Source organism: Anaerohalosphaera lusitana, assembly GCF_002007645.1.
In the GTDB taxonomy this organism is placed as follows: domain Bacteria; phylum Planctomycetota; class Phycisphaerae; order Sedimentisphaerales; family Anaerohalosphaeraceae; genus Anaerohalosphaera; species Anaerohalosphaera lusitana.
Genome location: NZ_CP019791.1, coordinates 118058 through 143843 on the forward strand (window position 1 = coordinate 118058; position 25786 = coordinate 143843).

Genomic DNA, 25786 nt, shown 5'->3' on the forward strand with positions numbered 1-25786 from the left:
CTCACCCTCAATAGCTGAAGTTTGCCCACGGACCCGCGGTCGTCGGATCGGAAGTTATACTCCCAACGGTATTGCCCCCGACAATGGTGTACGCAGTCGTATTCGAACGGGCACTGTTCTGCACGATCAGATTACCCGTCGAATCAATATCGATCCCGCGATCGTTTCCTGTCACGTGATTGCCCTGGATGCGATTGTTCGAAAGTGCTCGAATACCCGCCCCGTCCCCTTCAAGGCCGTTGTTGAAGCAGTTGTTGTCTTTCACGGTACAGTCATTGCCCGCGTATATACCGTCCTTGACATTGTTGCGGGAAGTGTTGTCGCTGATCAGGCATCCGGCCGCGCCGGCTATGCCGAAATTCTGATTGCCATATGCTGTGTTGCCGATAATGGTCCCGCCGTTGCCCCCGTGGATACCGATGTTGCCGTTTTCATACGCCGTGTTGTTGGTTACGGTACATCCGTAGGTAACTGCTATTCCATGAACGCTGCTGCCTTTTACGCAATTGCCCCTGACCACGCTTCCCTTCCCGACATAAATACCAACATCGATATTGTTCATGCAGGTGTTACCCTCGATAATCGAGTGATCGCCGACAGCTATTCCACGCCACTTGTTATCTTTGACTATGCAGTTGCGGACCGTGTTGGATATACCTCCCGTTATACCCTGGCCCGCGTTGTTCGACGCCATACATTCGGTTATGGTGGTGCTGCTGTAAGCGTAAATACCGGCTTGACCGTTGAATGAAGCCGTGCACCTTCTGACCAGATTCCCATGTCCCCCGCCCAAGCTGATCCCCCGGTTGATATTTCCGGAGACATTGAGATCTGTCAAACGGCAGTTATCCGTAAAGAAATCACCAAACACCCCAATGGAAAAATTAGAGACGCTGCCGTTGCGAATTTCAACCGCATCTGCGCGATATGTAGCTACTCCGTGTGCAGTGCCCGTGTTCATCCCTCTAAGCGTATAGCCGTTCATGTCCAACACGGCACTAGTATAATTGATCGAGATTGCTGTGCCGAGAGTCTGATTATATTGCAGATTCTCAGTCAGATAGTAGGTCCCCGGCTGATCGATCACCAGCGGCAGGTCTTCCTGCGAGATCGGAATACCCGGCTCTATCTCGTCAAGCGTCTTCATGGTGGGCCCAGGCGGACTGGTTGGCTCAAGACTGCCCGCGAACACAGGACCGTTAAAAAACAGAAAAGCCGACAACACGACAACCGCAAACGGCGAGGACCGGGTAAGTGTAACTTTCATCACGCTACTCCAAAAACGATTGACCCAAGAACAAATACTGACACCAGTACAGCATTATACCTAAAGTCGCCTCCCAATACAAGAATTTGTATGTACGATGGGACTTGTTGAGACACAACTGCTGTAAAAATAACATGCTGCGCGCAAAAAAGGAGGCCGCAAAGGCCTCCACTATAATCATCCTGGATGATCTGCTGCTCTTTTTTTGTTGCCCATAAACTAAAAACAAAGTAGGGACAGTCACCCTAACAAACTAGGGACAGTCACCCTTTGCGTGCCCCGGCCCAACTGGTGTTCCCAGAATCCTATGACGAACCTTATTCACTCCGCGGCATTCGGATTCCGTTTCGGCATCTTCGCGTCCACCTCTTCCTGCCATTCGTGCAGCATCATGCGAAGCTCTGCCGTCTTCTCTGGCATCTTCTCCGACAGGTCATGCTCCTCACTGATGTCCTTCTCCAGATTATACAGCTCAACACTGTCATCCTCATACCACTCGATCAGCTTGTACTCACCCGCCCGAACCGCTGCTGACGGACTACCGCCCTGGTTCCCGTAATGCGGATAGTGCCAGAAGATCGCCTCCCGATCCAGCGAATCACCGCCCTCGAGCAAAGGCACAATACTAACCCCGTCCTTATGCTGTTCCGGCATCAAAGGCAGTCCCGCCATATCCAGCATCGTCGGATAAAAGTCCGTACTGATAACCGGCTCATCACACGTGCTTCCCGGCTTCGTAACGCCCGGCCACTTCACGATCCACGGCTCACGTATCCCGCCTTCGTAGATCCATCCCTTGCCCGCACGCAGCGGCACATTGCTCGTCGGATGCCCTTCCGACGTACTCAGCCCGCCGTTGTCCGACATGAACATCACTGCCGTATTCTCAGCCAGACCCTGCTCTTCGAGCTCATCCAGCACGATACCAACCGCCGTATCCATCGCCTCGACCATCCCGGCATACACAGCATGCTCCTGTACGAGTCTTTCTCGCCGTTCGCCCTGCTTGCCCCACTCAGCCTCCAGCCCCATTTCCTTTTTCTTCTGCTGATACTTCTTCTTCAGCTCCTCCGTCGTCATCAAAGGCGTATGCACCGAATAGAAAGACAGGTACGCCAGGAAAGGCCTCTCTTTGTTTTCAGTTACGAACTTGGCGGTCTCCTTACCCAGGCGGATCGGCAGATGCTCGCCCTCGGGCCCGTTCTCCATCTTGGGATTATCATAAGGCGAAAAGTAGCGCTTACCGGTGTAAGGCCCTCCGCGGAAATAACCGCCGATGTTAACATCAAACCCCTGATCCTCAGGATAAAAACCCTCATGGCCAAGATGCCACTTACCCGCAAAGAATGTTTTGTAACCGTGCTGCTTCAACGCTTCCGGGATCGTAACCTCTTCAAGAGGCAGTTGCGGCACGTAAGGAGCAGGCAGCAAAGGTTTCTTCAGCCAGTGCCCGCGCACATTATGCGGCTGAGGCGCACCGAACCAGTCGGTCGTATCCATACGCGCCGGATACTTGCCCGCCATGATGCTCGCTCGCGTCGGCGAGCATACCGGACACGCTGCATAGCCGTCCGTAAACAGCATCCCCTCGCTTGCAAGCCGGTCAATATTCGGCGTCTCATAAAACTCACTGCCGTAAACGCCCAGATCCTTCCACCCCAGATCGTCAGCCAGAATAAATACAAAATTCAACGGCTTGCCGGACTTGCCGCCATTGCTCCCAGCATTCTGCGCAGCTCCCGTACACCCGGTCACCGCCGCACCCGCAGCAAAACCCGCCAGCTTCAAAAAATCACGACGGTTATACCTGCCTGCATTCATGTCTACACTCCCTGCCTGTTCGCAATTCAATATTTCTGTTAAGCCCGGACTATACTACAAGCTGTTTCAAAACTGCTTCTAATCAGCTTTCTTTCGTATCCAGTGCATTCGCGTCCTTGAGCAGTTTATACTCGATACTGTCCACCAGCGCCTTCCAAGAAGCGTCGACCAGGTTCTCACTAACACCGACCGTCCCCCAGATGCTCTCGCTGTCGCGCGATTCGATAACAACCCGCACACGGGCAGCGGTCGCGGCACGTGGATTGACCACCCGCACCTTATAATCGATCAGCCGAACATCCTTGAGCTGCGGATAAAAATTCTCAAGCGACTTACGCAACGCAAGGTCCAGCGCATTAACCGGCCCGTCACCCTCACTCACCGTATGCTCGGTCACTCCATCCACCTGCAGCTTGACGGTCGCCTCGGTGATCCGTTCACCGCTCGGCCGCTGCTCCATCGTAACGTGATACCGTTCCAGATCGAACGCGGGCCGATACTGCCCCAGCGCCTTCTTGATCAGTATGTCGAAACTCGCTTCCGCAGCCTCGAACTGATACCCCTCGTTCTCCATGTCCTGCACCTGCTTGAGCAGCCCGCGTGCAAGCTCCTTGTCCTGAGCCAGGCCGCGCCGTTCGAGCTTCGCCAGCACATTCGCCGAACCCGAAAGCTCCGAGATGAGGAAACGCCTTTCATTACCGACCAGCCCCGGGCTGATGTGTTCATAAGTCGTTTCGTTCTTGCGAAGTGCATCGATATGCAGCCCGCCCTTGTGAGCGAACGCGCTCTCACCAACATAAGGCATCGACGTGATCGGCGACAGATTCGCGATCTCGAACACGAAGTGACTCAGCTCCGTCAGCTTGGTCAGATCCTTGCCCGGCAGCACATCGAAGCAGTTCTTCAGCGCCGCAGCAAGCTTGCCCTCGTCACTTGCGATTATCTCCAGATTGTTATCGATCGCGGCCCGCACCTTCTCGACATCCTGACCGCCCTGACCGATATTCTTTATCGTTGAACCGATGCTCCGCTTTTCAGGACCGTAAACCACCTCACTCGTAAAGCGAAGATTTTCCGACATGGCCTTCTTATCCGTCGCTGGCAGATTATACAGCCGCCTCAGCGCCGTCATCGCTTTTCTCTTATCCTTCTTCAGCGCCGGGAAACTCATCTTGAACGCCAGGTTCGGAATGATCGTGCACAGATTCGCATTGCCCGTCCGCTCGCCCAGCCCGTTGATCGTACCCTGTATGTGACGTGCCCCGGCAGCGACAGCCGTAACGGAATTCGCCACCGCACAATCACTGTCATTGTGAGCATGCATTCCCACCGTAACGCCCGGGAACGATTTGCAAACAGCCTCGGTGATATCGAAAACTTCCTGCGGCAGACATCCGCCGTTGGTCTCGCAAAGAACAAGCGCATCCGCACCCGCCTCAGCAGCCGCAGCCGCAACCTTCATCGCGTACTCAGGATTCGCCTTATAGCCGTCAAAGAAATGCTCAGCGTCAAAAACAACCTCGCGCCCCTGCGACTTCAGATAACGCACCGATTCGTCCACGATCTTCAGGTTGTCCTCCAGCGAACACCGCAGCACATCCGTCACATGCATATCCCAGCTCTTGCCCACGATCGTCGTCACCGGCGCGCCGCAGTCCAGCAGTGCCCGCATGCAAGTATCCTCTTCGACCTTCACGCCCTTGCGTTTAGTATTGCCGAAAGCACATATCCTCGCGTTCGCCAGATCCATCTCCATGACCTGCTTGAAAAACGCCTCTTCCTTCGGATTGCTCAGCGGATACCCGCCCTCGATATAATCCAGCCCGAACTCGTCCAGCCGGCGGGCGATCAGCAATTTATCCTCGAGCGAAAAACTCACGCCCTCGGCCTGCATTCCATCTCGTAACGTCGTATCGTAGATCTTCAGTGTTTCCATGGTATTCTTTCAGCGTTTGTAAAATTATCTTTGCGCAGCCGATTATTCCGCTAATACGAAGCGGCAGAAAATCATTTCCGACCTCACAACTCCCTATATAGCTGCAATCGAAGGCGATTTTATCGAATAACGCCCATAAAGTAAAGACCTATCGATATCCTTTTTGCACTACTCCTAAAGGGTAACTGATGGACTTTTTCAAAAAAACTGCATTTTCAGCACTAATCTGCCGCATCTGCCGCCTGTTTATATGTGAAGAGCGTTAATATCCCGCTTTTTGCGGAAAGAGAGAGGTTATTTCGGGAGAGAGAACCATGCGAAGACAAGATAGACCAAAAGCGTTTACTTTGATAGAACTACTTGTAGTAATCGCCATTATTGCACTCCTTCTATCTATAATGATGCCGGCACTGGGGATAGTTAAGGAAAAAGCAAAGGCAGTCGTCTGCCAAAGCCAGGTACGCGACTGGGGTCTGGCATGGACCCTCTATGCAAACGACCATGACGGCACAAACCTGAACCACGAATCCGCCTATTTCTGGTTCTACAAGATCGCCCCATATTTTTCGAGCAGTAACTTTGCCGATAACAGAGGTTCCGCCGAAGGTGCAATGGAAGTACTGGTGTGCCCTTCAACAAAACCGTGGAGCGATGCAGGTAACAACAGTTTCGGTTGGGGCGGATACGGCAGAGCTGATATGTGCTGGGAATGGCGAAGATCTGCGGATCAGGGCGATGACGGCAGTTACACACAAGGCTCTTACATCGCAAGCAACTGGATGATGAGTAATACCGGCAATGCGAACGCTTACGAAAATATCAGCGAGGCCAAAAGTGATGCACCCATTCTCGCAGACGGAGGCTTTCTTCGTGTATCACCAACATCAGAAGAAGCAGAAACTTCCACAGAACTCGTCAATTTACAGGGAGACGGCAAGGGTGATAACCTGCCCATGAGCGACTCGATAGAAAGACTTCTGCTGGACCGCCACGGCATGGCCACCAACGTCGTTTTCGCCGACGCACACGCAGAACGCGTTGATCTCGAGGATATGTGGTCGCTAAAATGGCACAAAAGCTTTGAGCGAGTGGATAAACTGGAGCTGCCCTCACGGTAAAGGATGATGATCGTAATTTTGACATTTTTCGAAGAATCGGGTAGAATTTTTTCATCAATGCCGCTTTTTCTCTGGTTTTCAATATTTATAGCACCAATGCTGGCAACTAAATTCCTATCATATTGGTTAGGTTAAGATGCGGGCAAATTAATAGAATTTTTTGCGGAGCAATAATTATGAAGTCCAAAAGAAAGCAAAAAGCTTTTACTCTCATCGAACTGCTGGTCGTAATAGCCATCATCGCACTCCTGCTGTCGATCATGATGCCCGCACTGGGCATGGTAAAAGAAAAGGCCCGAGCCGTCATCTGCCGATCTAACATCCGGCAGTGGGGCACTCTCTTCGCGCTCTACACAAACGATTACAACGGAACCTTGCCGCCCCATTGGAGTGACAATAGAACACCCGGCAATCCCAGCGGCACATGGATTATCTCGATGGAATCATACTACGGAGGCGCAAACGTAGATGATGAACAGATCTCCGTATGTCCTTCGACCAAAAAAGGCAAAGAGACAGAAGGCGCGACTGACCCGCACACATGGATTTGGGAGGAAACTGCATCCGACGGTAGAATTTACAGAAACAGCTATGCAATTAACAACTATGCCTCTAGTACCACAAGTGGGATACAAGGTCTCTGGGAGAGAACAGGCCAGAAACAAAGTAACAATATACCGCTGTTCATGGAAGGCTGGCGGTGGGGTGGAGGATTTAGTGAACGTCACATGAGCGACGATGTTCCCCCAACCAGGGACGAAATAACAAAGTCTGTTAACTATCCGACTGGCCGCTATCTTGTTGACAGACATGACCTGGCTATCAACGTGCTTTTCATGGACAGCCACGTCGAAGAAGTCGGCTTCAAGGCCCTCTGGGACCTCAAGTGGCACAAGACCTATGACACTAATGGCGACTACCCTGACTGGCCCGAATGGATGAAAAACGCAAAGGGCGAAAAATAAAACGCCCAGGCACATTTCTGCTCTGACCAGATAAATGCACTAAAATATACCGTCCGGCCTGGTCTTTCCAACTGGGCCGGTTCTTTTTTTGGACCCATCAACCGGTCCGATCCCCCAATCCATGCCCAGCCGTTTAAGCCCCTGAAAAACCATACAAAACCATACCTCCGCAACAGTCATTTTTATCAGCAGAGCCAATCATTTATGGTGGTTTTAAGGCGGGTAATATTATTGCAAAATCCCCTTTTTTGCAGTTGCACAGGCTATTTCCGCATGTTACAAGGCCGCGACAAATTCTCGCGCGGATCTGTTCCGAGACGTCTCGCAGCAACCCGCGCGAACCTGTAAAAGGGTTGGCTCAAAATGGCTGAGAACACACGAACGGTCCGGGCATTCGATTACAAAACCGTCCTGCTCACCTTCGGCTGCGTTGCCGTATTCTGCTTTTTCGGCACCGTAATGGGCGTCTCCAATTTCTGCTCGACGGTCATGGAAACCGCACACGACCTGCTCATAAACACCGTACTCCTGATCGTATCCATTTCCGTCCTCGCCGGCGGATTCGGAGCATTCCTCAGCGAGTTCGGCATCCTCGCAATGCTCAACTGGATACTCGCCCCCTTCATCCGCCTCCTCTGGGGCCTGCCCGGCGCCGCCGTCATGGGCGCCGTCAGCACATACATGTCCGACAACCCCGCCGTCATCGCCCTCGCAAACGACAAGGAATTCATCCGCTATTTCAAAAAATACCAGAAACCCGCCCTCACCAACTTCGGCACCAGCTTCGGCATGGGCCTCGTCCTCACCGCATTCATGATGAGCAAGGGATTCTTCCGCGAAGCCATCATCGGCAACGTCGGCGCGGTCGTCGGCTCTATCGTCTCCACACGCATCATGCTCGCCTTCTGCAAACACGAATTCAACGGCAACGGCTACCACATAGAATCCGACGGCGACCCTGCCATCCTCCGATACCGCCAGATCCGCGAAGGCGGCGTACTCCAGCGCGCAATGGAAGCCGTCCTCGAGGGCGGCAAAGAAGGACTCAAAATGGGCGCCCAGATCGTCCCCGGCGTACTCGTCGTCTGCACACTCGTACTCATGCTCACATTCGACGCGGGCCACAACGGCTACGACGGCTCAGCCTACCAGGGCATCCCCGTCCTCTCGAAGATCGGCGCCCTGTTCGCCAAACCCATGCAGCTCCTCTTCGGCTTCGAATCCCCCGACGCGATCGCCTTCCCCCTCACCAGCCTCGGAGCAGCAGGCGCCGCCCTCAGCCTCATCCCCCGAATGCTCGCCGAAAACCTCATCGGCCCAAACGAAATCGCCGTCTTCACCGCCATGGGAATGTGCTGGTCCGGCTACCTCTCCACACACGTCGCCATGATGGACGCACTCGGCTACCGAAAACTAACACTAAAAGCCATCCTCTCACACACAATAGGAGGAATAACCGCCGGCGTCGCCGCCCACTACATCTTCGTACTCCTCGGATAAGTTCCCCCCCCATCAACAAGAGCAGCATCAAGAGCAAATCACCGATGCCAACCGACCTTCTAGCCCAAACAATCACCGCCCCACCCCCCCCCAAGAAACAAAACAACCTTGCATTTATACTTCTCCAAACACGAAACAACCTTGACTTTCTACGATTAGTTGTTATATTGAAGTTAGATATTAGCTTTTATAGGGGTTTGCTTTTGAAACGAGCAGTTGAAAAACAGGTCTTAATGTGGAAAGATTCATCACGGCGTAAGCCTTTGATTATCCGAGGTGCACGTCAGGTGGGCAAAACATGGCTGGTTGAGAACTTTCTGGCCAGGCAGTTTGACAGTTTCGTCAAAATTGACCTGGAAAAACGACGCGATATTCATAACTATTTTGAAGGCGATCTTGACCCTGAGACCATACTGCCCTATTTGGAACTGGAGTCAGGCAGGATCATTCCCGGCAAAACGCTGCTTTTCTTCGATGAGATCCAGGCCTGCCCCCGAGCTATCATGGCCCTGCGGTATTTCTATGAGCAGATGCCCGAGTTGCATGTAGTTGCAGCAGGTTCGCTTCTGGAGTTTGCTTTTGGCGAAATATCTATTCCGGTCGGACGTGTGCAGTATCTGTACATGCATCCGATGACATTCTATGAATATCTGCTCGCAATGGGCAAAGAAACCATGGCGGAGTTTATGCTGAAACCCCCATCTGAAGTCGCTCCGGAAATTCAGAGAAAGATACTCAGTGAACTGAAAAGCTATTTTTTTGTCGGCGGCATGCCTGAATGTGTAAAGACCTATCGAGATTCCAATTCGATGATCGAGGCGTTCAATGTGCAATCGGAAATACTCGATTCATATCGCGATGATTTTTCGAAATACACCCCCAGCATCGACATTACCTGCCTGGACTCCGTTTTTCTCAATGTAGCTAAAAGCATCGGCGAGCAGTTGAAATATACCCGGCTAAATGCCGCTCACTCGGGGCAGATGAACCATAAAGCGTTTGACCTGCTGGTAAAGGCCAAAATCATTCATAAAATCCCCTCCTGTGACCCATCAGGCCTGCCACTGGGGGCTAGTGCCAACCAAAAGAAATTTAAAGCCGCAATACTGGACATCGGTCTTTTGCAGCGATTGTGCCAGGTTCCCGTTGAACTGGAACTGAAACAGAAAAACCTTCTGGCTATGTATCGAGGCATTTTAGCCGAACAGTTTGTCGCACAGGAACTGCTGGCAAAAGATGGCTCCGAACTTTACTATTGGGCAAGACAAGCACGCGGAAGCAGCGCTGAAGTGGATTACCTCGCAGTTCGTAACGGTCAGATATATCCCGTCGAGGTCAAATCCGGCGCAGGCGGAAGTCTGAAAAGCCTTCACCTTATGCTTGCCAAATATTCAAACTGCCCCGAGGGCATTGTGCTTTACAGCGGAACTTTCAATGAACTGCCGGAACAAAAAATCGTCTTCATGCCGCTATACAGTGCGACCACGATTAGTGATTGACAAAAGCACAACGGTACCGATTGAAGTAGTCCAAGAAATTGAAAGACTTGACTGGTCGGATAAACGGTGGCCCGTCCTGCTTGATGTACGAATGGCCCAAAACAGTCTTTCATATTAAACTGTTCATTGACCACCTAACGGCCAGGCCGAACGGTCTATTTCATAGTAACAATCCTCATCAGGAAGATATCTGAAGATTTCACCGTCATTGCGATACAGCAGCAGGTAATCATCCTTCCACCCTTCGATCATGCTAACGTTTGCCAGAAGAGGCTTCTGAGCATTTGGGTTTTCCTCATCGTATGGGCTAAAAACAAATACGAACACATCCCCAGGCTGACTACTCAACTTGGTAAGTTCTATTGCATCATTGAACGTGCAACGCTCCAAATTGCTTGGCCATATTTCTTCTGCTTCGGCATATTTCACAAAAGCTGCGACCCATTGCTCATTAGGCAGCCCGGCCTGCTCAGGCCTTTCACAGAACACCTCTACTGCCCGCCCAAGTTTTTCGGTCATGAGATATCCACTTGTGACGTCATAGGTCATCCTAAAGGATCGAGAAACCAAAATAGGAACTTGAAGCACTATAAAGGCAGTGACAATGAAATATACAACTGCCATACCAAAATGCTTTCGAACGGCACTAAATAAAAACAGCAGGAGCATACCTGCCGGAACCAGCACGATAAAGATTCTGGCAAAATACAATGCCCGTTCCACCGCATGATTGTATATACCTTGATCAAGACTCGATCTTGCATAACTAAACAGCAGTACAAGCACGAGAACAAAGCACACGATTACCGAAACACCTGCTATATCTATTCGCCATTTCTTCGACACAATTACCTCCATCAGCCAGCTTTATCACACTACTCACATTGAATCGGTCAACAAAAGCAATGTTTAAATATACCGCCAACCTTTTACCGCACCACCCAGCCGCATAATATCACCAAACAAGTTCGCGAGAATGGACTCAGCGGAAAGTTCGTCGGAGGCGCGGCTGTTAAATTCGGCGGCGGCACAAATAGACCCTGCCAGTTACTCCGCAGTGAAATAGTTTCCGAAAAATACTGTAACAAAAGAAAAACTGTGTGCGTCTGTTTTAGCCGCCCACTACATCTTCGTACTCGTAAGCTGAGCTTTTGCAACTTCAGCTTCCATCTACTTCTTCCTTATCATCTCAGGCTCATCAGGCATCGAGTCCATAACCTTTTGCAGTTTCAGACGAACGGCCCTGGTTTCTTCAGTATCGCTACTTTCAAGAACAGGATGCTTCTCGAGCACGTCTTTCTCTACATCGTAAAGTCTGCCGTCGCCATAAAGCTTAAAGCGTTTGTCACGAGCAAATCGGGTCTCCGGTTTCCACCCTTTAATGGGCCATGGATAGTAATACATGAAAATAGCTTCACGCGGATTGGCTTTCCCTCCCGTCAATCGAGGTAAAAAACTGCAGCCATCGATTTTTACATCTGAAGGCATTGACGCACCGGCAAGCCCAGCAACCGTTGGGAAGAAATCACTGAAATCAACAAGGTCATCGCAGACCTGCGAACCGGTTTCCCCAAGAGTGCTGGAAATAAACGGAACCCGCGTCCCGTAATCTGTCGTCTTGCCCTTACCGCCCCTGATCGTTTGCGAACCAAGCTTAGACTCAATGCTCCTATTGGTACCGTTGTCTCCAACGAACATTACCACAGTATCTTTCTCCAGCCCCTCATCCTTTACCGTATTGATAATTCTGCCGACGAGTTTGTCCATATAGGTGACCATGTCCGCAAAATTCTTCTGCTTATCACTGCTTTCGGGGTTCTCACTGTCGGGTGTCACAGGGAATGGATTGTGCACAAGTATCATTGGGTAGTAGGCAAAAAACGGCTTCTCACCAGCATTTTTTATGAAATCACATATGTGATCACAGCACACGTCAGGACCATAAACATCTTTAGGGAACTGTCTGTTGGCCCCGTCGATATGAAGCAGAGGCCCCCAGTACCTCCCGCCCAGCTTGTCTACCTGCCACAGACAGTGCGTATCAAAGCCGGCATCTTCTGGCAGCGTACCTTTTCCTCTTGTCTCTTCAGAGTAATGCTCGGCCCCATAGAGCTGCCATTTGCCCGCCACACACGTTTTGTAGCCAGCGGACTTCAACAAGTGTGCAAAAGTTTCCTGGGATCCGTCAAGCAGACTGAAACCCACATAATTGCGAATATTTGACTTCCCAGTCATCAGTTTCACGCGGCTGGGAGTGCACAGAGGCTGAGAATAGCAGTGAGTAAAACGTATCCCATTCGCTGCAAGCCGATCGATATTTGGCGTATCGTACATCTCACTGCCGTAACATCCAAAACACTCAAAACCGATGTCATCTGCCATGATCAGAACAATATTTTTCCGCTTACTCTCCGCTGCGGAAGCAAATCGCGGCAAACATGTTGACGCCGTAATAATAGATGCAGACTTCAAAAACTCTCGACGACTGAGACCTGCCATATTTTTCATCTTCCAGCCCTACCAAAAAAAACACTAAACACTTGAAATACTATTATAAACCATAAAACCACCCAATAAAAGTGCATTCCAATTTTGTCAAAATCTATCCTTGAAAAACACTACGCCCATTGCGCAATAACACAATAAAGTCTTTTAGTTTCGCATTCTCTGCAAACCCCTAAACCTATTATCAAGAGCAAAATATATTGCAATCCCCTCGCCAACCGGCTAACATAGCCCCCAAAGGAGGGTTTTCGGATTACTTTTAACGGAGGTCTTACAAAATGCTCTGGCAATACGAATTTATCGTACGAGGCAAAAAAAGGTCCGACGAAGGCCTGCCCGACTTCAACCAGCCCGACCTCGGCTTCGAGCGAACCGTCCGCGCAGTCGCCAAAACAGAACGCGAAGCTCACAACATCATCAAGCCCCTCTTCACCGACCGCAAGGAGATCCAGCCGCCCTGCACCTACACTCTCACCGCCCAGCAGGAAATAGCCGCCGCAGACGAATCGCACGAACGATACACCAACCAGGGCCCTTTCATCGCCTTCGCCCAGCCCCTGGAATTCACCGTCAACCAATCCGCAAGCTATCTTCCCATCGGCAGTTCGACCATAGCGATCAGCGTCCCAATACTCATTTTCGGCACCCTGGCATATCTGCAAGATAAACTCCTCGCCCCGCTCATCCTCGGCACCGCCATCGCAGCAGCAGGCATATGGATAGTCGAGAAAAGCAGACCGGCCCTGAAGATCGCCGCCCTTCTCCACTGCGTCACAGTGGTAGTCGCCTTTGTCGCAATGGCCCTGTGGGGCGATCGCGGGTCCGACGAGATGGCCGGCTTCGCCGCCCTGACCTGGCTCTGGGCAATCACCAATTCGATGTTCCTCATAAAATCACTAATATCGAGCCGACCCCCAGCCAAAACAAAAACCCAAAACCACCACGCAGCCTAGGCTCTCAAACAACAAACCATCATTCAGGAGAACAAAACATGCTATGGCAATACGATTTTCTGGTACGCGGCAAAACAGGTGGATGGTCCGAGCAGGCAGCCGACAAAGAGCAAACCCCCGAAGATACCGACAATACAGAGCCCGGCCAGGCGACAAACCCCGACGCATTCCCCGAAGCAGCACAGTACCAACGCCCCATGCTCCGGCTCGAGCACATCTACAGCGTCGTCGCAAAAAGCGAAAAACAAGCCGAGCACTGCCTCACCGACACATTCAAATCGGCCAAAGGCGTTGACAGCATGCGCCTCATCCGTCGAACCGCCAAAAAACAGATACTCCCAGACGATGAGCGAGTTACGAAATACGAACAGATTGGCCCCTTCGTGATCCTCGACACGCCCATGGAGTTCACCAGCTACGACCAGTCATGTCGCGGCTGCGGCATCTCCGCCACCATCCTCGGCATGGCAGCGTGCGTACTCGCCCTGATCATATACATCGAAGAAGCACTCTGGCTGCCCTGGCTCCTCGCGATCCCCGTAACAATCTCCGGCATCTGGATGATCGACGGCAGCCGCATAGGCCTCAAATGCGCCGCCGCCTCGCACGCAATACTCATAACCCTAACCGCCTTCGCAACCGTCGTCTTTCTTATCAAAGAAGGAGTACTGGCCTTGCTAGCCCTCCTGATAACAGTCTGGGCATCCATAAACCTTATCCTCATGCTAAGCACTCTCATGCAGAAACGCAGCTAAAGGCAGAACCGAATGCATACCAACACCAACAACGAAAAACCAAACGACATCCGCCTGCACGAAATGTCCACCGCCGGCCAAGACAAAGCAGGCCGCGTCTTCAAACACAAAATCTGTGTCGTCGCAACCCGCTGGGATGAGGTGAACGCCCTCGCAGAAGACATGTACAAGCCCATCGGTGCAGTTGAATGGCGATGCACGAACACCAGCAGACTCCCAGCAACCGATGAACAAAAACGCAAATACAACTCCGAAGGACCATACTGCGCTCACAGCGAACCCATCCACCAGAACCTCGGCTACGAAAAGGACTACCACCGCGCGGGCTGGGCCATCATAGGATTGGGCATAATCGCGGCATTGGGGTCAAAACCGGCCCTCTGCGGCGGAATAATCATACTGGTCATACTGGTCTCGGCAGGCCTTATAATATCAAATGATCGCAACCTGCTCTTTGCAAAGGTCATGCTGGCCTTTTTCAGCCTCTGTACAGCAGCATCCATCCTCGCCGTGATCGATGATCTGCTCGACCGCGATCCCGCAACCATATCCTGGCAAACAATTACCACGGAAGAAAATGTCTTTCTCACCTTCTTACTGGCCTGGCTCCTGATCACAGTCACCCTGCTCACAAGACTCATCTGGCGAGCACACCGCTGCAAAACGAAAAGCTCATCCAGCAAAAACGCTCCAGGAGCACAACCATGACAGCAAACACACAACACCAAACCCAACACCCAAACGCAGAACGCTACGATTTCAAAGTAATAGGCCAGGACCAAACCGGCCGAATAATTGATCATTATTTTCAGATCGTCGCGTCAAAAGAATCACAGGCCGAAAAACACCTGCAATCGATATTCAAAAACAACTCGGGTATAAAAAAATGGACGGTCCTCAAGAAAAGAGTCCTGCCAACCACAGCCGAACAGAAGCGGACCTATGAAAACGAAGGCACCTTCTGTTTAACAGGCGACCAAATTCAATATCGACCTGGAAATGTAAGAGACTACAAACTCGCAGGCAGCGCTATAATTGGCTTTGGAGCATTCTTGGCTATTATTTCACTCGGTGCTGGCATCATCCATTTTTTGATTCTTGGGTCGATCGGCATATATCTGATGCGAAGCTTCAGCCTCGGTGCTGCACAACTATTGCTGGTTTTCTGCGTCTTGCCTTTAATCATAGGTACGATCCAAGTCATCAATCACATATTAAAGCACGGCTGGGAGCTTTCCCAATCTCTTAAACAACCACATATTCTAATACTGAACACCGCATTCGTCTTATTCATAATTGTGATCACCATCCTGCTCATCAGGCTGCTCTGCAAAGCTCACTACGGTAAAAATGAAGCAACAAAAATAGCATGAGACCTTTTTGTTAAACAAATTTAAAAAAGGCCGGCGGGCACAAAGCTCCACCGGCCTTACATTTCACATCGATCTACAGATCATTCATGCCAGTCCATACGCTCCAGCCACGCCGATGCGAATATCGCCAGGTCGGCCATATCCACAATCCCGTCCCTGTTGAAGTCCTGGCTCATTGCCCATTCATTCATGCTCGCATAATACATCCCGCCGTACGCACCCATATTGATCCTGCCGCCGTTCGGCATCCTTTCATCTGAAGGATTTGCCGTCGGATCACCCGCATCAATGCATGGACTGGTAACGTCATCCAGCACCCACTTCTCGACAGCAGGGTCATACCTGCCCCGCTCGGATCGCAGATGATAGTCCTGACCTGCCAGATCGACGAAGGCGGGCTCATCCGTGATATTTGTCTCGCCCGGCGAACCCCTTTCAATACAACTGTAGCGCACCTCGCCGCCGCCGTAAATGTCCGCAATACTGTTGCCCCAACTGATGCAGTTCTCGATCAGCGGATTGCCCGCCTGCCAGATGCTCAGCCCGTACCCATTGCGAACAAGTGTGCAGTTACGGATCGTAGGCGAGCCCGTCCCGCAGAAGATCCCGTTCATCGATCCGCTGACAATGAAATTCTCGAGCACGCTGTCTCTGCCCTCATAACCATCAAACGTCGCACAAGTCAACGCACGTGAAGTGCTCGAAGCTGCCGTAACCGATTCGTCAACCGGCGCCAGCGCCCCGCCGAACAGCTCCGCCGGCATCCCGCTGGATTTGACATGGATCGCCTTGCCCAGAAAATCGATCGACTCCTCGTAAACCATACCCCCGGCAACCGAAACAGTATCCCCGTCCCAGGCCTCCTCGATCGCCCGCTGAATCGTAGCAAAAGGCTCATCCTCACTGATCCCATACCCGGCATCATCACCAACCTGCCCATCGACATAATAAGTCATCTCCGGGTGCACGATTTCGATGGTTTTTACCGTTGATGCTGACTGTCCGTTTTTAGTATATTTCGCCGCCAGCTTTGTGACCCCGACCTGATCGAAAGTTGTGATCTTAGCCGGCGGATCCATAATAGCAAGACCCTCAGGCATATTGGGGTCCATGATCCAATCAACTTCTTCGGTCACATCGAATTCATGTCCCCCTTCATAAACTGCCACAGCCTGGTAACTTTCCGTCGAATAACAATTGATTTCTTCGGACCCACGAATCTCCAAACCAAGCAGTTGCAAAGTCTTACTGCTCGGTGCCGATATGGCAGTCAGATAATTTTCATGCGATATGTAAAGTCGCTCGTCGCTAAGTGCCATGTGGCCCACAAAAGGATAAGTCCGAACTGTTTCCAAAGTGTAAGGCGAAATTACATGCGTTTGCGTCGATGTCTTTGCAAAAAGGTGCGAATCTGTGGCAATAATTTCACCGATAAAGTCATCTTCAACGCTGTATTCCCAAAGTAGCTCACCATTGATCTCGTCCCGGGCTTCGATCACACCGCCGTTTATTACATACAGAATACCGTTCGCAACTGAAGGCTGGTACCTATAGTCTCCTTCAAGAACGTAGCGAATAGATCTGGTTTGCAGATCAAAACAAACTATCCGACTCACGGTATCGGAAATGAAACGATCCAAACCAAAGACATTGCCATCTCCTCCAAGCACAGGGGCACAGTACATTTCTCTGGCATATGAGAAAAAATCGGGATCCTTAATTCTGTACGCTAATAAACCCGACTCCCGATCTAATACATATAAACCTGCTTCATAGCTGGGAGTGTCACCCAGATATGCGTAAACAAAGCTGCCATCAACTGCCGGCGTCCATTGATCATACATCGGCAGTTCTGCAAACCATTGTCGTTCCCCAGTCGTCGCATCAAAGCTAATGCATCCACCGTAAGTTCCGCCGTTTAAATAAACATATCCGTCATATGGAGTCGGCGCATAATAGTTTTGCCATTGTGCTCCATGAGGGCTCTTAAAAATGTTTTCACCGCTCTTTGCATCATAAGCCACTAGCCACGTATCTGAAGAGCTGTTGCCTATCTGTTCATATACGATACCGTTGGCATAGCTTGGAAAAGACCCCTGGTTCTGACTGAAAAACTCGGACCATAAAACAGCCCCTGTAGTTCCATCTACAATATCGAGGCGTTCTCCCTGACGGGAAGTATATACCCGGCCATCAGCAGCAGTTATCCTGTTTATATAACCCCTTGTACCTATCCTGGTGGTCCAAAGCTCCTGCATGGATTGAACATCTATCGTTACCGGCAAATAACTATTGTGTTTGGGATTTGCCTGATACATTGGCCAACTCGTATTTGTCGGACCTTCATCTTTGGGAACACACGTAACACTCAGTTCCCCTGTGCGATTAGCTTCTCCGGCACAATAGCTTGCTGAGATTGTGGTCTCAACTGTTGTATCGAGAGGATAGGTCGCAAGCATATCGGGCTTATTAAATCCTCCCACACCACTATCTGAACAACTCCACTGAGCCTTGCCTGAGATCGGACTGATCGCATTATTAGCATATATCGCAAAAGGTCTGTACTCTATACAACTGTCTTCAGGCACAACAGCAGGCCCGATTATTCTCACTCCGTCCAAAGCCGGATACTCGATCACATCATCACAATCTACTTCAATATTGCTAACCTTGTATACAAAATTGCTGTCAAAAAGATCAGCGGTGAACTTCTCACCATACAACACCGTAAAATCGAGACTTATAGGTATTCTGGAACCCTTCGGCGCAGAGAGATAATGAAACCTGTTGCCCGAATAGTTGTTTACATTATCATCATATACAAAAAGCTCACCGCTCAGAGTACCCGTGGTCGACCCCTCCGTCGCAACAAGTTTCATAGGGCCTGCAAAATGCAACGAAAAACCGACAATCTGATGCTCTTCCGAAAAAACCGAGATGCTGTAAAAATGTCCCGTAGACCTCATGTGATATGTGATGGTCGGACCGTCAACATCGACACTATCAAAAAAGACACGATTCAATATGCTGTTGCCCGAAGTTCTTTCGATTTCAGATCCGTTGCTAAGAACAAACTTATCTACATCTTCCGCTATACGAAACGCATAACCAGAACGGTAGTTCTGCGTGCTGGTTGTTGTATCCATGCAAATCTTGTCAATTGTGTAAGGACTGCACTCAAAATAGCCCTCCAGAAGCGAAGCACCTTCTCCGGTAGGTTCTGCAAACACCTGATCGCCACTGTAATCAGTTTGCGACTCGGCCGACTCTGCAGCCAAAACACCGCCCCATGAAACACATACAAAAACCATCACAGCAAATAACACTCTGACTCTCATACTCCACACCCTTTCAACCAAGAATAGATAACGCCAACTTCATCCGCACAAGAATTCGGACAATTAACGCTACACTTATACAGCAAAAACAAACATCATCGCAACACAAAAAACATAAACCAGCCCACAAAAATCTGTTTTCATAAAAATAACGACCTAGGCAATTATAAACTCACAATACTTGCAAAATCCGCCCCGCATGTTATGCTCACCCGCATCGTTACTAATTAGAAACTGTCCTTTCACACACAACCCACAACGTGCCCGAAATCACGATCACAGACTACATAATCCTCGCATTCGCGGGCCTGCTCGCCGGCTTCGTCGACTCCATCGCAGGCGGCGGAGGCATCATCACCGTCCCCGCCCTCATGGCCGTCGGCATCCCACCGCACTTCGCACTCGGCACCAACAAGCTCCAGGCCTCCTTCGGCAGCTTCACCGCATCCGCCCACTACATCCGCAAAAACCTCGCAAACCTCCGCGACTGCATTGCCGGCGTCCTCTTCACCGCAATCGGAGCCGCACTCGGCACCTGGACCGTCCAGCAGATCTCCCCCGCCTTCCTCCAGGCCGCCATCCCCCTCATGCTCGTCGCCATCTTCCTCTACCTAATATTCTCCCCCGACTTCGGCACCCTCGACAAACACCCCGTCATGCACACCCAGGCATTCTACTTCACTGCAGGCCTCGCCCTCGGCTTCTACGACGGCTTCTTCGGCCCAGGCGTCGGCAGCTTCTGGACATTCGTCTTCGTCCTGCTCATGGGCATGAACCTCCGCACCGCCACCGCCCACACCAAGATCATGAACTTCACCAGCAACATAATCTCACTCGTCGTCTTCATCGCAGGCGGCCACGTCCTCTTCACCGCCGGCCTGATCATGGCCATAGGCCAACTCATCGGCGCCACCGCCGGCTCACACCTCGTCATCACCCGAGGCGTCAAATTCGTCCGCATATTCTTCCTCACCGTCGTCGCCCTCACCATTATCAAGCTCATCTACGACACCTACCTCGCCCCGGCCCTCTGATCGACCAACCAACCGGCAACCCCTCCCCAAAGTTTTGAAATTGACACATAACGCACAGTCGTTTATAAATTGATTGGCCGAAGCGAGAGCATTTGCCCTCGTTGCTGAACATCAAAAACGATCAATTTAAGGAGACCGCATATGCCATTGGAAAAACACGTTATTTTCGGCGTACACATCACCGACCGCATCCATCACGTCGACCCCGTACAGCACCTCTTCACCGAATTCGGATGCAGCATCCGCACACGCCTCGGCCTGCACGAGGCACAAAAGGACTTCTGCTCGCCAAACGGCCTGATCGTCCTTGAAATGGTCGGCGATGATGACACGCACAAAGAATTCATAGACAAACTCAACGCCATCGAAGGCGTCGAAGCCCAGCAAATGGTCTTCGATCACCCATAAACCCAAAATACCTACCGCATCGAATCAATAACCGGACCGTTGATCCACCCATCAACGGCCATATCATATTCCACAGGAGCACAAAGTGAACGGACAGGAAGTCACAGTCATCGCCGAACTCAAAGCAAAAAAGGGCAAAGAAGAAGACCTGCGTCAGTTCCTGCTCGGCCTCATCGAACCCAGCCGAGCCGACCAGGGCTGCATAGCATATTTCCTCCACGAAAGCGCCGAAGAACCAGGCCTGTTCATGTTCTACGAGCGCTGGGAAAACGGCGAAATGCTCGAATCGCACATCCAGCAGCCCCACCTCCAGGCCCTCATGGACAAATCCGACGAACTACTCGCCGAACCACTGGACGTCACAAGCTGGAAACGCCTCGCATAAACTAACCCGCACACAAACGTATGCAGCCAGCGAATAATGCGAGCGGCGCCTAAGGTTCTCATCCGCCGTAGGCGGACCCAGAGAACCTAACGCCGGTCAAATAAACCATACTGCTGCACACCAGCGTTAATCAAACGCATGAAGCCAGCGAATAAATGCGAGCGGCGCCTAAGCCGCGAGTCCCCACGTATCGCCATAGACACCAACGCCTCATCTGTCATCCGCCTCTCGCGGACCCAGCATAAATCACCATCGCGAAGCGATTCCATATTTCGCAATTTTCACTCACCTTCATTTCCAGCCTCTAGAACTTGGTCAACCCCGACTAGCAAAACCTCCGCAAAAAACACGCGCAATTCATGGCGTTTTCCATTAAAATACCAAGCCTTGAAGCAAAAGTTTGTTTTTCAAAGAAAGGATCAGCACATGGGCGTTAAAGGGTTACGAAAAATGTACGTCGCAGCCATTGTTACTTTGATCGGCCTCCAGGCAATCGCCGCACAGGACAAATCCACCAGAGACGACATCCTCGCCGGCCTCAAAGCCGATCATCCCCGCACCATGCTCACCAACGACCGACTGGCCGAACTCAAAGACATGGCCCAAACCGACACCGTACTGCAGGACTACGTCAGCGAAGTTATCTCGCGTGCCGACCGTTACATGGACAGCCCCAAACTCGAACACAAACTCCGCGGACCCAGGCTCCTCCACATCAGCCGCGACTGCATGAACCGCGTGCACAACCTCGCCCTCGCCTACCGCTGGACGGGCGAAACAAAGTACGCCGACAAAGCGATCGACAACATGCTAACCGTCTGCGACTTCCCCGACTGGAATCCCTCGCACTTCCTCGACACCGCCGAAATGTCCAACGCCGTCGGCACCGGCTACGACTGGCTCTACCATTACATGGACGAGAAGACCCGCAAAAAGATCCGCTCAGGATTAATAAAGCTCGGCCTCGATCCCGCCATCGAACTATATGACAAAGACAAGGCCTGGTGGACAAAGTCCGCCTTCAACTGGAACCAGGTCTGCAACGGCGGCCTAACCGTAGGCGCCCTCGCCGTCGCCGACACCCATCCCCAAAAAGCCGAACAGATCATCAAGAAAGCCGTCGAAACCTTCCCTCTCGCCCTCAGAACCTACAGCCCCGACGGAGCATGGGGCGAAGGACCCGGCTACTGGCACTACGCGACCATGTACACCGTCTTCGGCCTCGCCTCCATGCAGACCGCGCTCGGCACCGATTTCGGCCTGACCAACATCGAAGGTCTCGACGACTCCGCACTGTTCCCCATATACACAACCGGACCAACCGGCATATACGTCAACTTCGCCGACGCCGGAGAACGCAGCAGACGCCGTCCCATGGCTTGCATGTTCTGGCTCGCTGGCAAATACGACCGACAACTGTATTACAACGCCGAACACAAAGAAGTGCAAAAAGGTCGTGCCGACCCCGGCCACGTCATGTGGTACGCACCTCAAAAACCCACCGACGAAAAAGTCAGCCTCGACAAGCACTTCGACGGCAAGGTCCCCGTCATCACCATGCGAAGCGCCTGGGAAGACCCCGACGCTCTCTTCCTCAGCATCAAGACCGGCTACAACCAGGTCAACCACGGACACCTCGACCTGGGCAATTTTGAAATAGAAGCACTAGGCCTACGCTGGGCCCGCGACCTCGGCCGTGATGACTACAACCTCCCGGGCTACTGGAACAGCCGAAAAGGAGGAACCCGATGGACCTACTACAGACTCAACAGCCTCAGCCACTCCGTCCCCCTCCTCGCCGGCGAAGGGCAGGACCCAACAGGCAAGGCACATTTCATCGACGTTGAACTCAACTGCGACCAGCCCTGCGCGGTACTCGACATGTCCTCCGCATACAGCGACCACGCAAAACGCGTCCGCCGCGGCATCGCCCTGCCCAACGGCCGAAAGGGCCCCGTACTCATCCAGGACGAATACTACATCCCCAACGATAAGCCGACAGATGTAGTCTGGGCAATGACCACCGACGCCGACATCAAACTCAACGGCAGCGAAGCGACCCTCACACTCAAAGGCGAAAAGATGATCGCGCGCATCATATCGCCCTCAAATGCTGCCTTCTCAAAAGAGTCCGCCGCCCAGCAGCCCCCAGAAAAAGATAACAAAGGCGTAAGCAGACTCCTCGTAAAACTCGACCAACCAAGCGGCAAAACCACCATCGCCGTCTCACTCGCACCAGTCTGGCCCGAAGGCCCCCCGCCTCAAATAAAGAAGATCATGCCGCTCTCCAGATGGTAAACCAGACCCCCATCGAGTTCAACATCCAGGGCCCCTGATCGTAGCGATCCGGGGCCTTTTTTATACCACCGAAAACATCTCGCGCAAAACGCAAATATCTGTAATTCTTCCAGTTACATTGACGCAAATTTAGAAAAAATCAGTATAATATAGGACAAGGGGGTATTAGTAAGGAGAGATGGCAATGACTGATATCAAGAGGTTCATTGCAGGAATGCCCTTGCATTATAAGCTTTTTTGCGCCTACACCATGATCTTTGCCTCCATCTGGCTTGTAAGCACAGCCTTAGTCTACGCAATGGCTTATAGAACGATCTCCGCAAGGGTGGACAGCGAACTGTCAAACACAACCACCGCGCTTCGAAACCTGGTTGAAACATGTGCCTCGACCGCCATAAAGAACACCTTAAAGGCAAGTGCCCAACGCAACCGCGAGATGATTAGCAGCATCTACGCAAAGGCTCTCAAGGGAGAGATCTCCATGGAGCAGGCAAAAGCTCAATGCACCGAAATATTGCTCTCCCAGAAGATAGGCTCAACTGGGTATCTCTATTGCGTGGACAGCAAAGGCATCGTCCAGGTGCATCCGTTCCCCGGCGTTCTAGGCCGAGATGTCTCAGAATACAATTTCATAAAGCAGCAGATCAAGAAGAAACAGGGTTACATCGAATATGACTGGAGGAACCCTGGTGATCCCGCGGCACGCCCAAAGGCTCTCTATATGACATACTTTGAACCGTGGGACTGGATTATTTCAGCATCCTCATACCGAAGTGAGTTCCTCGATCTGGTCAATGTCGATGATTTTCGAGACACAGTTCTCGCACTCAATTTTGGCAAGAGCGGCTACTCATTTGTGGTCGATGTAGACGGCAACATGATAATTCACCCTAAGACCAAAGGAAACTTCTCCGACACCGACTCAATAAAGACCATCCTCCGCGAAAAAGAAGGCACAATGCGATATAAATGGCAAAACCCTGACGAGCACCGGCCACGTGAAAAAATTGTCTGCTTTATGCCCATACCTGAATATGGCTGGTTTGTCGGCTCAAGCGGATATGTGGACGAAATGTACGCCCCCATTAGCAGAATACGAAACGTTCTGGTCATCACCTTTATAACCGGGGTCGCCGCCATAATTGCATTGTCCTTGTGGCTCAGCTCGATCATTACAAAACCTCTCAGCAGCCTTACGGACCGTGTTGTCAAGGCATGTGGCGAAGAAAAACCCGAATGTGACCTCGAACAACGTAACGAAATACGAAAACTAACGGACTGCTTCAACTGTTTTGTCGTTAAGATAGAGGATTATCAATCTAAACTAAAAGAATCACTGGCCCAAAAAGAGGAAGCGATGCATCAACTTTCTATAACCAACGAGGAACTGGAAGAGATTGTGTTTGCCAGCTCACACGACCTGCGATCCCCGCTTGTCAGCCTGGCAGGGTTCAGCCATGAGCTCGAAGTTTCCTGCGGAAAGTTGCAGGAAATGATAAGTAATACGCATTGCGATTAATTCTCATGCTTAGTCCATTCAGTATTGCATATTGAGCAGAACATTTCTGAGGTTATATTGTTCCATGCAACTGTTCCTGCGTTGAATATTTCCTCATAATTTTTGTAAATGCGGTTGCTCAAGTAGTGACTCTTCATATAGGCCCAAAGACGTTCTATCGGATTCAATTCCGGACTGTATGCAGGCAGGTGAAGCAGGCTGATATTCTTCGGCACAACCAACTGTTTAGCGATATGCCAACCAGCCTGATCAAGAACCAGAACCACATGTACATCTTTGCCTGCCTCCTCGCTTATAAATCTCAGGTGGTGATTCATATAATCAGTGTTAACAGTCGGAGTAATCACAGCCGACGATTTGCCATTGACAGGATTGACAGCTCCAAAAATATATACCCAATCATACTCGGTCTGCTTTACTGCTGTAGGCCTGGATCCTTTTGGAGCCCAAACATTGGTCAGTGTTCCTTGCTGGCCTATTCGCACTTCGTCCTGGAACCAGATCTCAATTTTCTTTTCGGGGTTTTCTGTTCGGACTTTTTGGACAAAAAGGGGGCTTGCTCCAACCACTGCTGCATTTTTTCCGGATCGTTCTTTCGGTGCTTAGGCCTTGGTTTTAGACATGAAAGCCCCAATCTATGCATTAGATCATAGACGCCGAAGAGCGAATATTTTACGCCAAATTCTCTTTCAAGAATCCGTCTTATGTCTCTGCCGCGTAGCACACATACACCACCGTCTGAATCGGTTGGTCCATCTTGAATTCGCTTGATCAACTCAGGCTCTTTTTTGCGTGGCAGTTTTGTAGGCCTGCCGCTTTGACGTTTTGGTGCGATAGCCTCAATGCCGCCATCACGGTAGAAATAACACCATCGCTGAACGAAGTTTTTGCTGCGATCAAGTTTTGTCATGATCGCTTTTGTTTGCCATCCCTCCAATGCCAGGGCTACCACCCGATATCGATCTCGCTGCTTTGCATTGGTTTCAATCTGAGCTTTTTCTTTTAACTTTTGCAGGTCACCGTACTTGATCTCACTGATGTGCATGCCATATTTCCTTTCATTTTTTAGGAATTATGACACATCATTAGCGATGGCGCAAGTCTAAAACCGT

General features: G+C 51.1%; 21 protein-coding genes. 13 read left to right on the forward strand and 8 right to left on the reverse strand.

Going from position 1 to position 25786, the window contains the following annotated elements; translation table 11 throughout:
- Positions 1 to 7: 7 nt before the first annotated feature.
- The 3 genes from STSP2_RS00585 to STSP2_RS00595 all read right to left on the reverse strand — a co-directional run bounded on the left by STSP2_RS00585 (position 8) and on the right by STSP2_RS00595 (position 5024).
- The gene (locus STSP2_RS00585; RefSeq protein ID WP_146658858.1) at positions 8 to 1267 is read right to left on the reverse strand and encodes a right-handed parallel beta-helix repeat-containing protein; all 1260 of its coding nucleotides are present in this window, start codon (positions 1265 to 1267) and stop codon (positions 8 to 10) included.
- Between the two features lie 321 nt (positions 1268 to 1588).
- Complete coding sequence (locus tag STSP2_RS00590) at positions 1589 to 3088, reverse strand: sulfatase-like hydrolase/transferase (RefSeq protein WP_146658860.1); 1500 nt, start codon at positions 3086 to 3088, stop codon at positions 1589 to 1591.
- A gap of 82 nt (positions 3089 to 3170) precedes the next feature.
- Positions 3171 to 5024 carry a (R)-citramalate synthase gene (locus STSP2_RS00595; protein ID WP_146658861.1) on the reverse strand — a complete coding sequence of 618 codons (1854 nt, stop codon included), beginning with the start codon at positions 5022 to 5024 and terminating at the stop codon, positions 3171 to 3173.
- A gap of 314 nt (positions 5025 to 5338) precedes the next feature.
- Between STSP2_RS00595 and STSP2_RS00600 the strand changes: the two genes are divergently transcribed.
- The 4 genes from STSP2_RS00600 to STSP2_RS00615 all read left to right on the forward strand — a co-directional run bounded on the left by STSP2_RS00600 (position 5339) and on the right by STSP2_RS00615 (position 10106).
- On the forward strand, positions 5339 to 6142 hold the full coding sequence (locus STSP2_RS00600; protein ID WP_146658863.1) for a type II secretion system protein: 804 nt from the start codon (positions 5339 to 5341) through the stop codon (positions 6140 to 6142).
- A gap of 176 nt (positions 6143 to 6318) precedes the next feature.
- On the forward strand, positions 6319 to 7107 hold the full coding sequence (locus tag STSP2_RS00605) for a type II secretion system protein (RefSeq protein ID WP_146658865.1): 789 nt from the start codon (positions 6319 to 6321) through the stop codon (positions 7105 to 7107).
- 363 nt (positions 7108 to 7470) lie between these two features.
- Positions 7471 to 8607 (forward strand): CD0519/CD1768 family membrane protein, encoded by a 1137-nt coding sequence (locus tag STSP2_RS00610; RefSeq protein ID WP_146658867.1) that lies wholly within the window; start codon positions 7471 to 7473, stop codon positions 8605 to 8607.
- Between the two features lie 203 nt (positions 8608 to 8810).
- Complete coding sequence (locus STSP2_RS00615) at positions 8811 to 10106, forward strand: ATP-binding protein (protein WP_146658869.1); 1296 nt, start codon at positions 8811 to 8813, stop codon at positions 10104 to 10106.
- A 123-nt stretch (positions 10107 to 10229) separates the two neighbouring features.
- Here the strand turns inward: STSP2_RS00615 and STSP2_RS00620 are convergent, their stop codons facing one another.
- A complete protein-coding gene (locus STSP2_RS00620; RefSeq protein ID WP_146658871.1) occupies positions 10230 to 10952 on the reverse strand; it encodes a hypothetical protein in 723 nt (240 codons plus the stop codon).
- Positions 10953 to 11276: 324 nt separating this feature from the next.
- Positions 11277 to 12605: a sulfatase family protein gene (locus STSP2_RS00625; protein ID WP_169852876.1), complete on the reverse strand. Its 1329-nt coding sequence runs from the start codon at positions 12603 to 12605 to the stop codon at positions 11277 to 11279.
- Between the two features lie 284 nt (positions 12606 to 12889).
- Here STSP2_RS00625 and STSP2_RS00630 point away from each other — a divergent pair, with 284 nt between their 5' ends.
- From STSP2_RS00630 to STSP2_RS00645, 4 genes are read left to right on the forward strand one after another with little or no spacing between them, the layout of a single operon-like run.
- Complete coding sequence (locus STSP2_RS00630) at positions 12890 to 13564, forward strand: hypothetical protein (protein WP_146658875.1); 675 nt, start codon at positions 12890 to 12892, stop codon at positions 13562 to 13564.
- A gap of 38 nt (positions 13565 to 13602) precedes the next feature.
- Positions 13603 to 14319 (forward strand): hypothetical protein, encoded by a 717-nt coding sequence (locus STSP2_RS00635; RefSeq protein WP_146658877.1) that lies wholly within the window; start codon positions 13603 to 13605, stop codon positions 14317 to 14319.
- A 12-nt stretch (positions 14320 to 14331) separates the two neighbouring features.
- Complete coding sequence (locus tag STSP2_RS00640) at positions 14332 to 15027, forward strand: hypothetical protein (RefSeq protein ID WP_146658879.1); 696 nt, start codon at positions 14332 to 14334, stop codon at positions 15025 to 15027.
- Complete coding sequence (locus STSP2_RS00645) at positions 15024 to 15692, forward strand: hypothetical protein (protein WP_146658881.1); 669 nt, start codon at positions 15024 to 15026, stop codon at positions 15690 to 15692. Before STSP2_RS00640 ends, STSP2_RS00645 begins: the two co-directional genes overlap by 4 nt.
- Before the next feature lie 80 nt (positions 15693 to 15772).
- Here STSP2_RS00645 and STSP2_RS00650 read toward each other — a convergent pair whose 3' ends face one another.
- Positions 15773 to 19030 (reverse strand): outer membrane protein assembly factor BamB family protein, encoded by a 3258-nt coding sequence (locus STSP2_RS00650; RefSeq protein ID WP_146658882.1) that lies wholly within the window; start codon positions 19028 to 19030, stop codon positions 15773 to 15775.
- A gap of 260 nt (positions 19031 to 19290) precedes the next feature.
- Between STSP2_RS00650 and STSP2_RS00655 the strand changes: the two genes are divergently transcribed.
- From STSP2_RS00655 to STSP2_RS00675, 5 genes are all read left to right on the forward strand, one after another.
- Positions 19291 to 20064: a TSUP family transporter gene (locus tag STSP2_RS00655; protein WP_205847950.1), complete on the forward strand. Its 774-nt coding sequence runs from the start codon at positions 19291 to 19293 to the stop codon at positions 20062 to 20064.
- Between the two features lie 141 nt (positions 20065 to 20205).
- A complete protein-coding gene (locus tag STSP2_RS00660; protein ID WP_146658884.1) occupies positions 20206 to 20472 on the forward strand; it encodes a CPF_0552 family protein in 267 nt (88 codons plus the stop codon).
- An 85-nt stretch (positions 20473 to 20557) separates the two neighbouring features.
- Positions 20558 to 20857 (forward strand): putative quinol monooxygenase, encoded by a 300-nt coding sequence (locus tag STSP2_RS00665; RefSeq protein ID WP_146658886.1) that lies wholly within the window; start codon positions 20558 to 20560, stop codon positions 20855 to 20857.
- A gap of 426 nt (positions 20858 to 21283) precedes the next feature.
- On the forward strand, positions 21284 to 23155 hold the full coding sequence (locus STSP2_RS00670) for a DUF4962 domain-containing protein (protein WP_169852877.1): 1872 nt from the start codon (positions 21284 to 21286) through the stop codon (positions 23153 to 23155).
- A 184-nt stretch (positions 23156 to 23339) separates the two neighbouring features.
- Positions 23340 to 24674, forward strand: coding sequence for a cache domain-containing protein (locus tag STSP2_RS00675; protein ID WP_169852878.1), 1335 nt, complete (start codon positions 23340 to 23342; stop codon positions 24672 to 24674).
- On the opposite strand, the gene STSP2_RS00680 is transcribed toward STSP2_RS00675, so the two are convergent.
- Positions 24671 to 25243 (reverse strand): IS630 family transposase, encoded by a 573-nt coding sequence (locus STSP2_RS00680; RefSeq protein WP_146658891.1) that lies wholly within the window; start codon positions 25241 to 25243, stop codon positions 24671 to 24673. The two genes, STSP2_RS00675 and STSP2_RS00680, sit on opposite strands and share 4 nt — an antisense overlap.
- The gene (locus STSP2_RS00685) at positions 25150 to 25719 is read right to left on the reverse strand and encodes a winged helix-turn-helix domain-containing protein (protein WP_146658894.1); all 570 of its coding nucleotides are present in this window, start codon (positions 25717 to 25719) and stop codon (positions 25150 to 25152) included. Before STSP2_RS00685 ends, STSP2_RS00680 begins: the two co-directional genes overlap by 94 nt.
- Positions 25720 to 25786 lie beyond the last annotated feature (67 nt).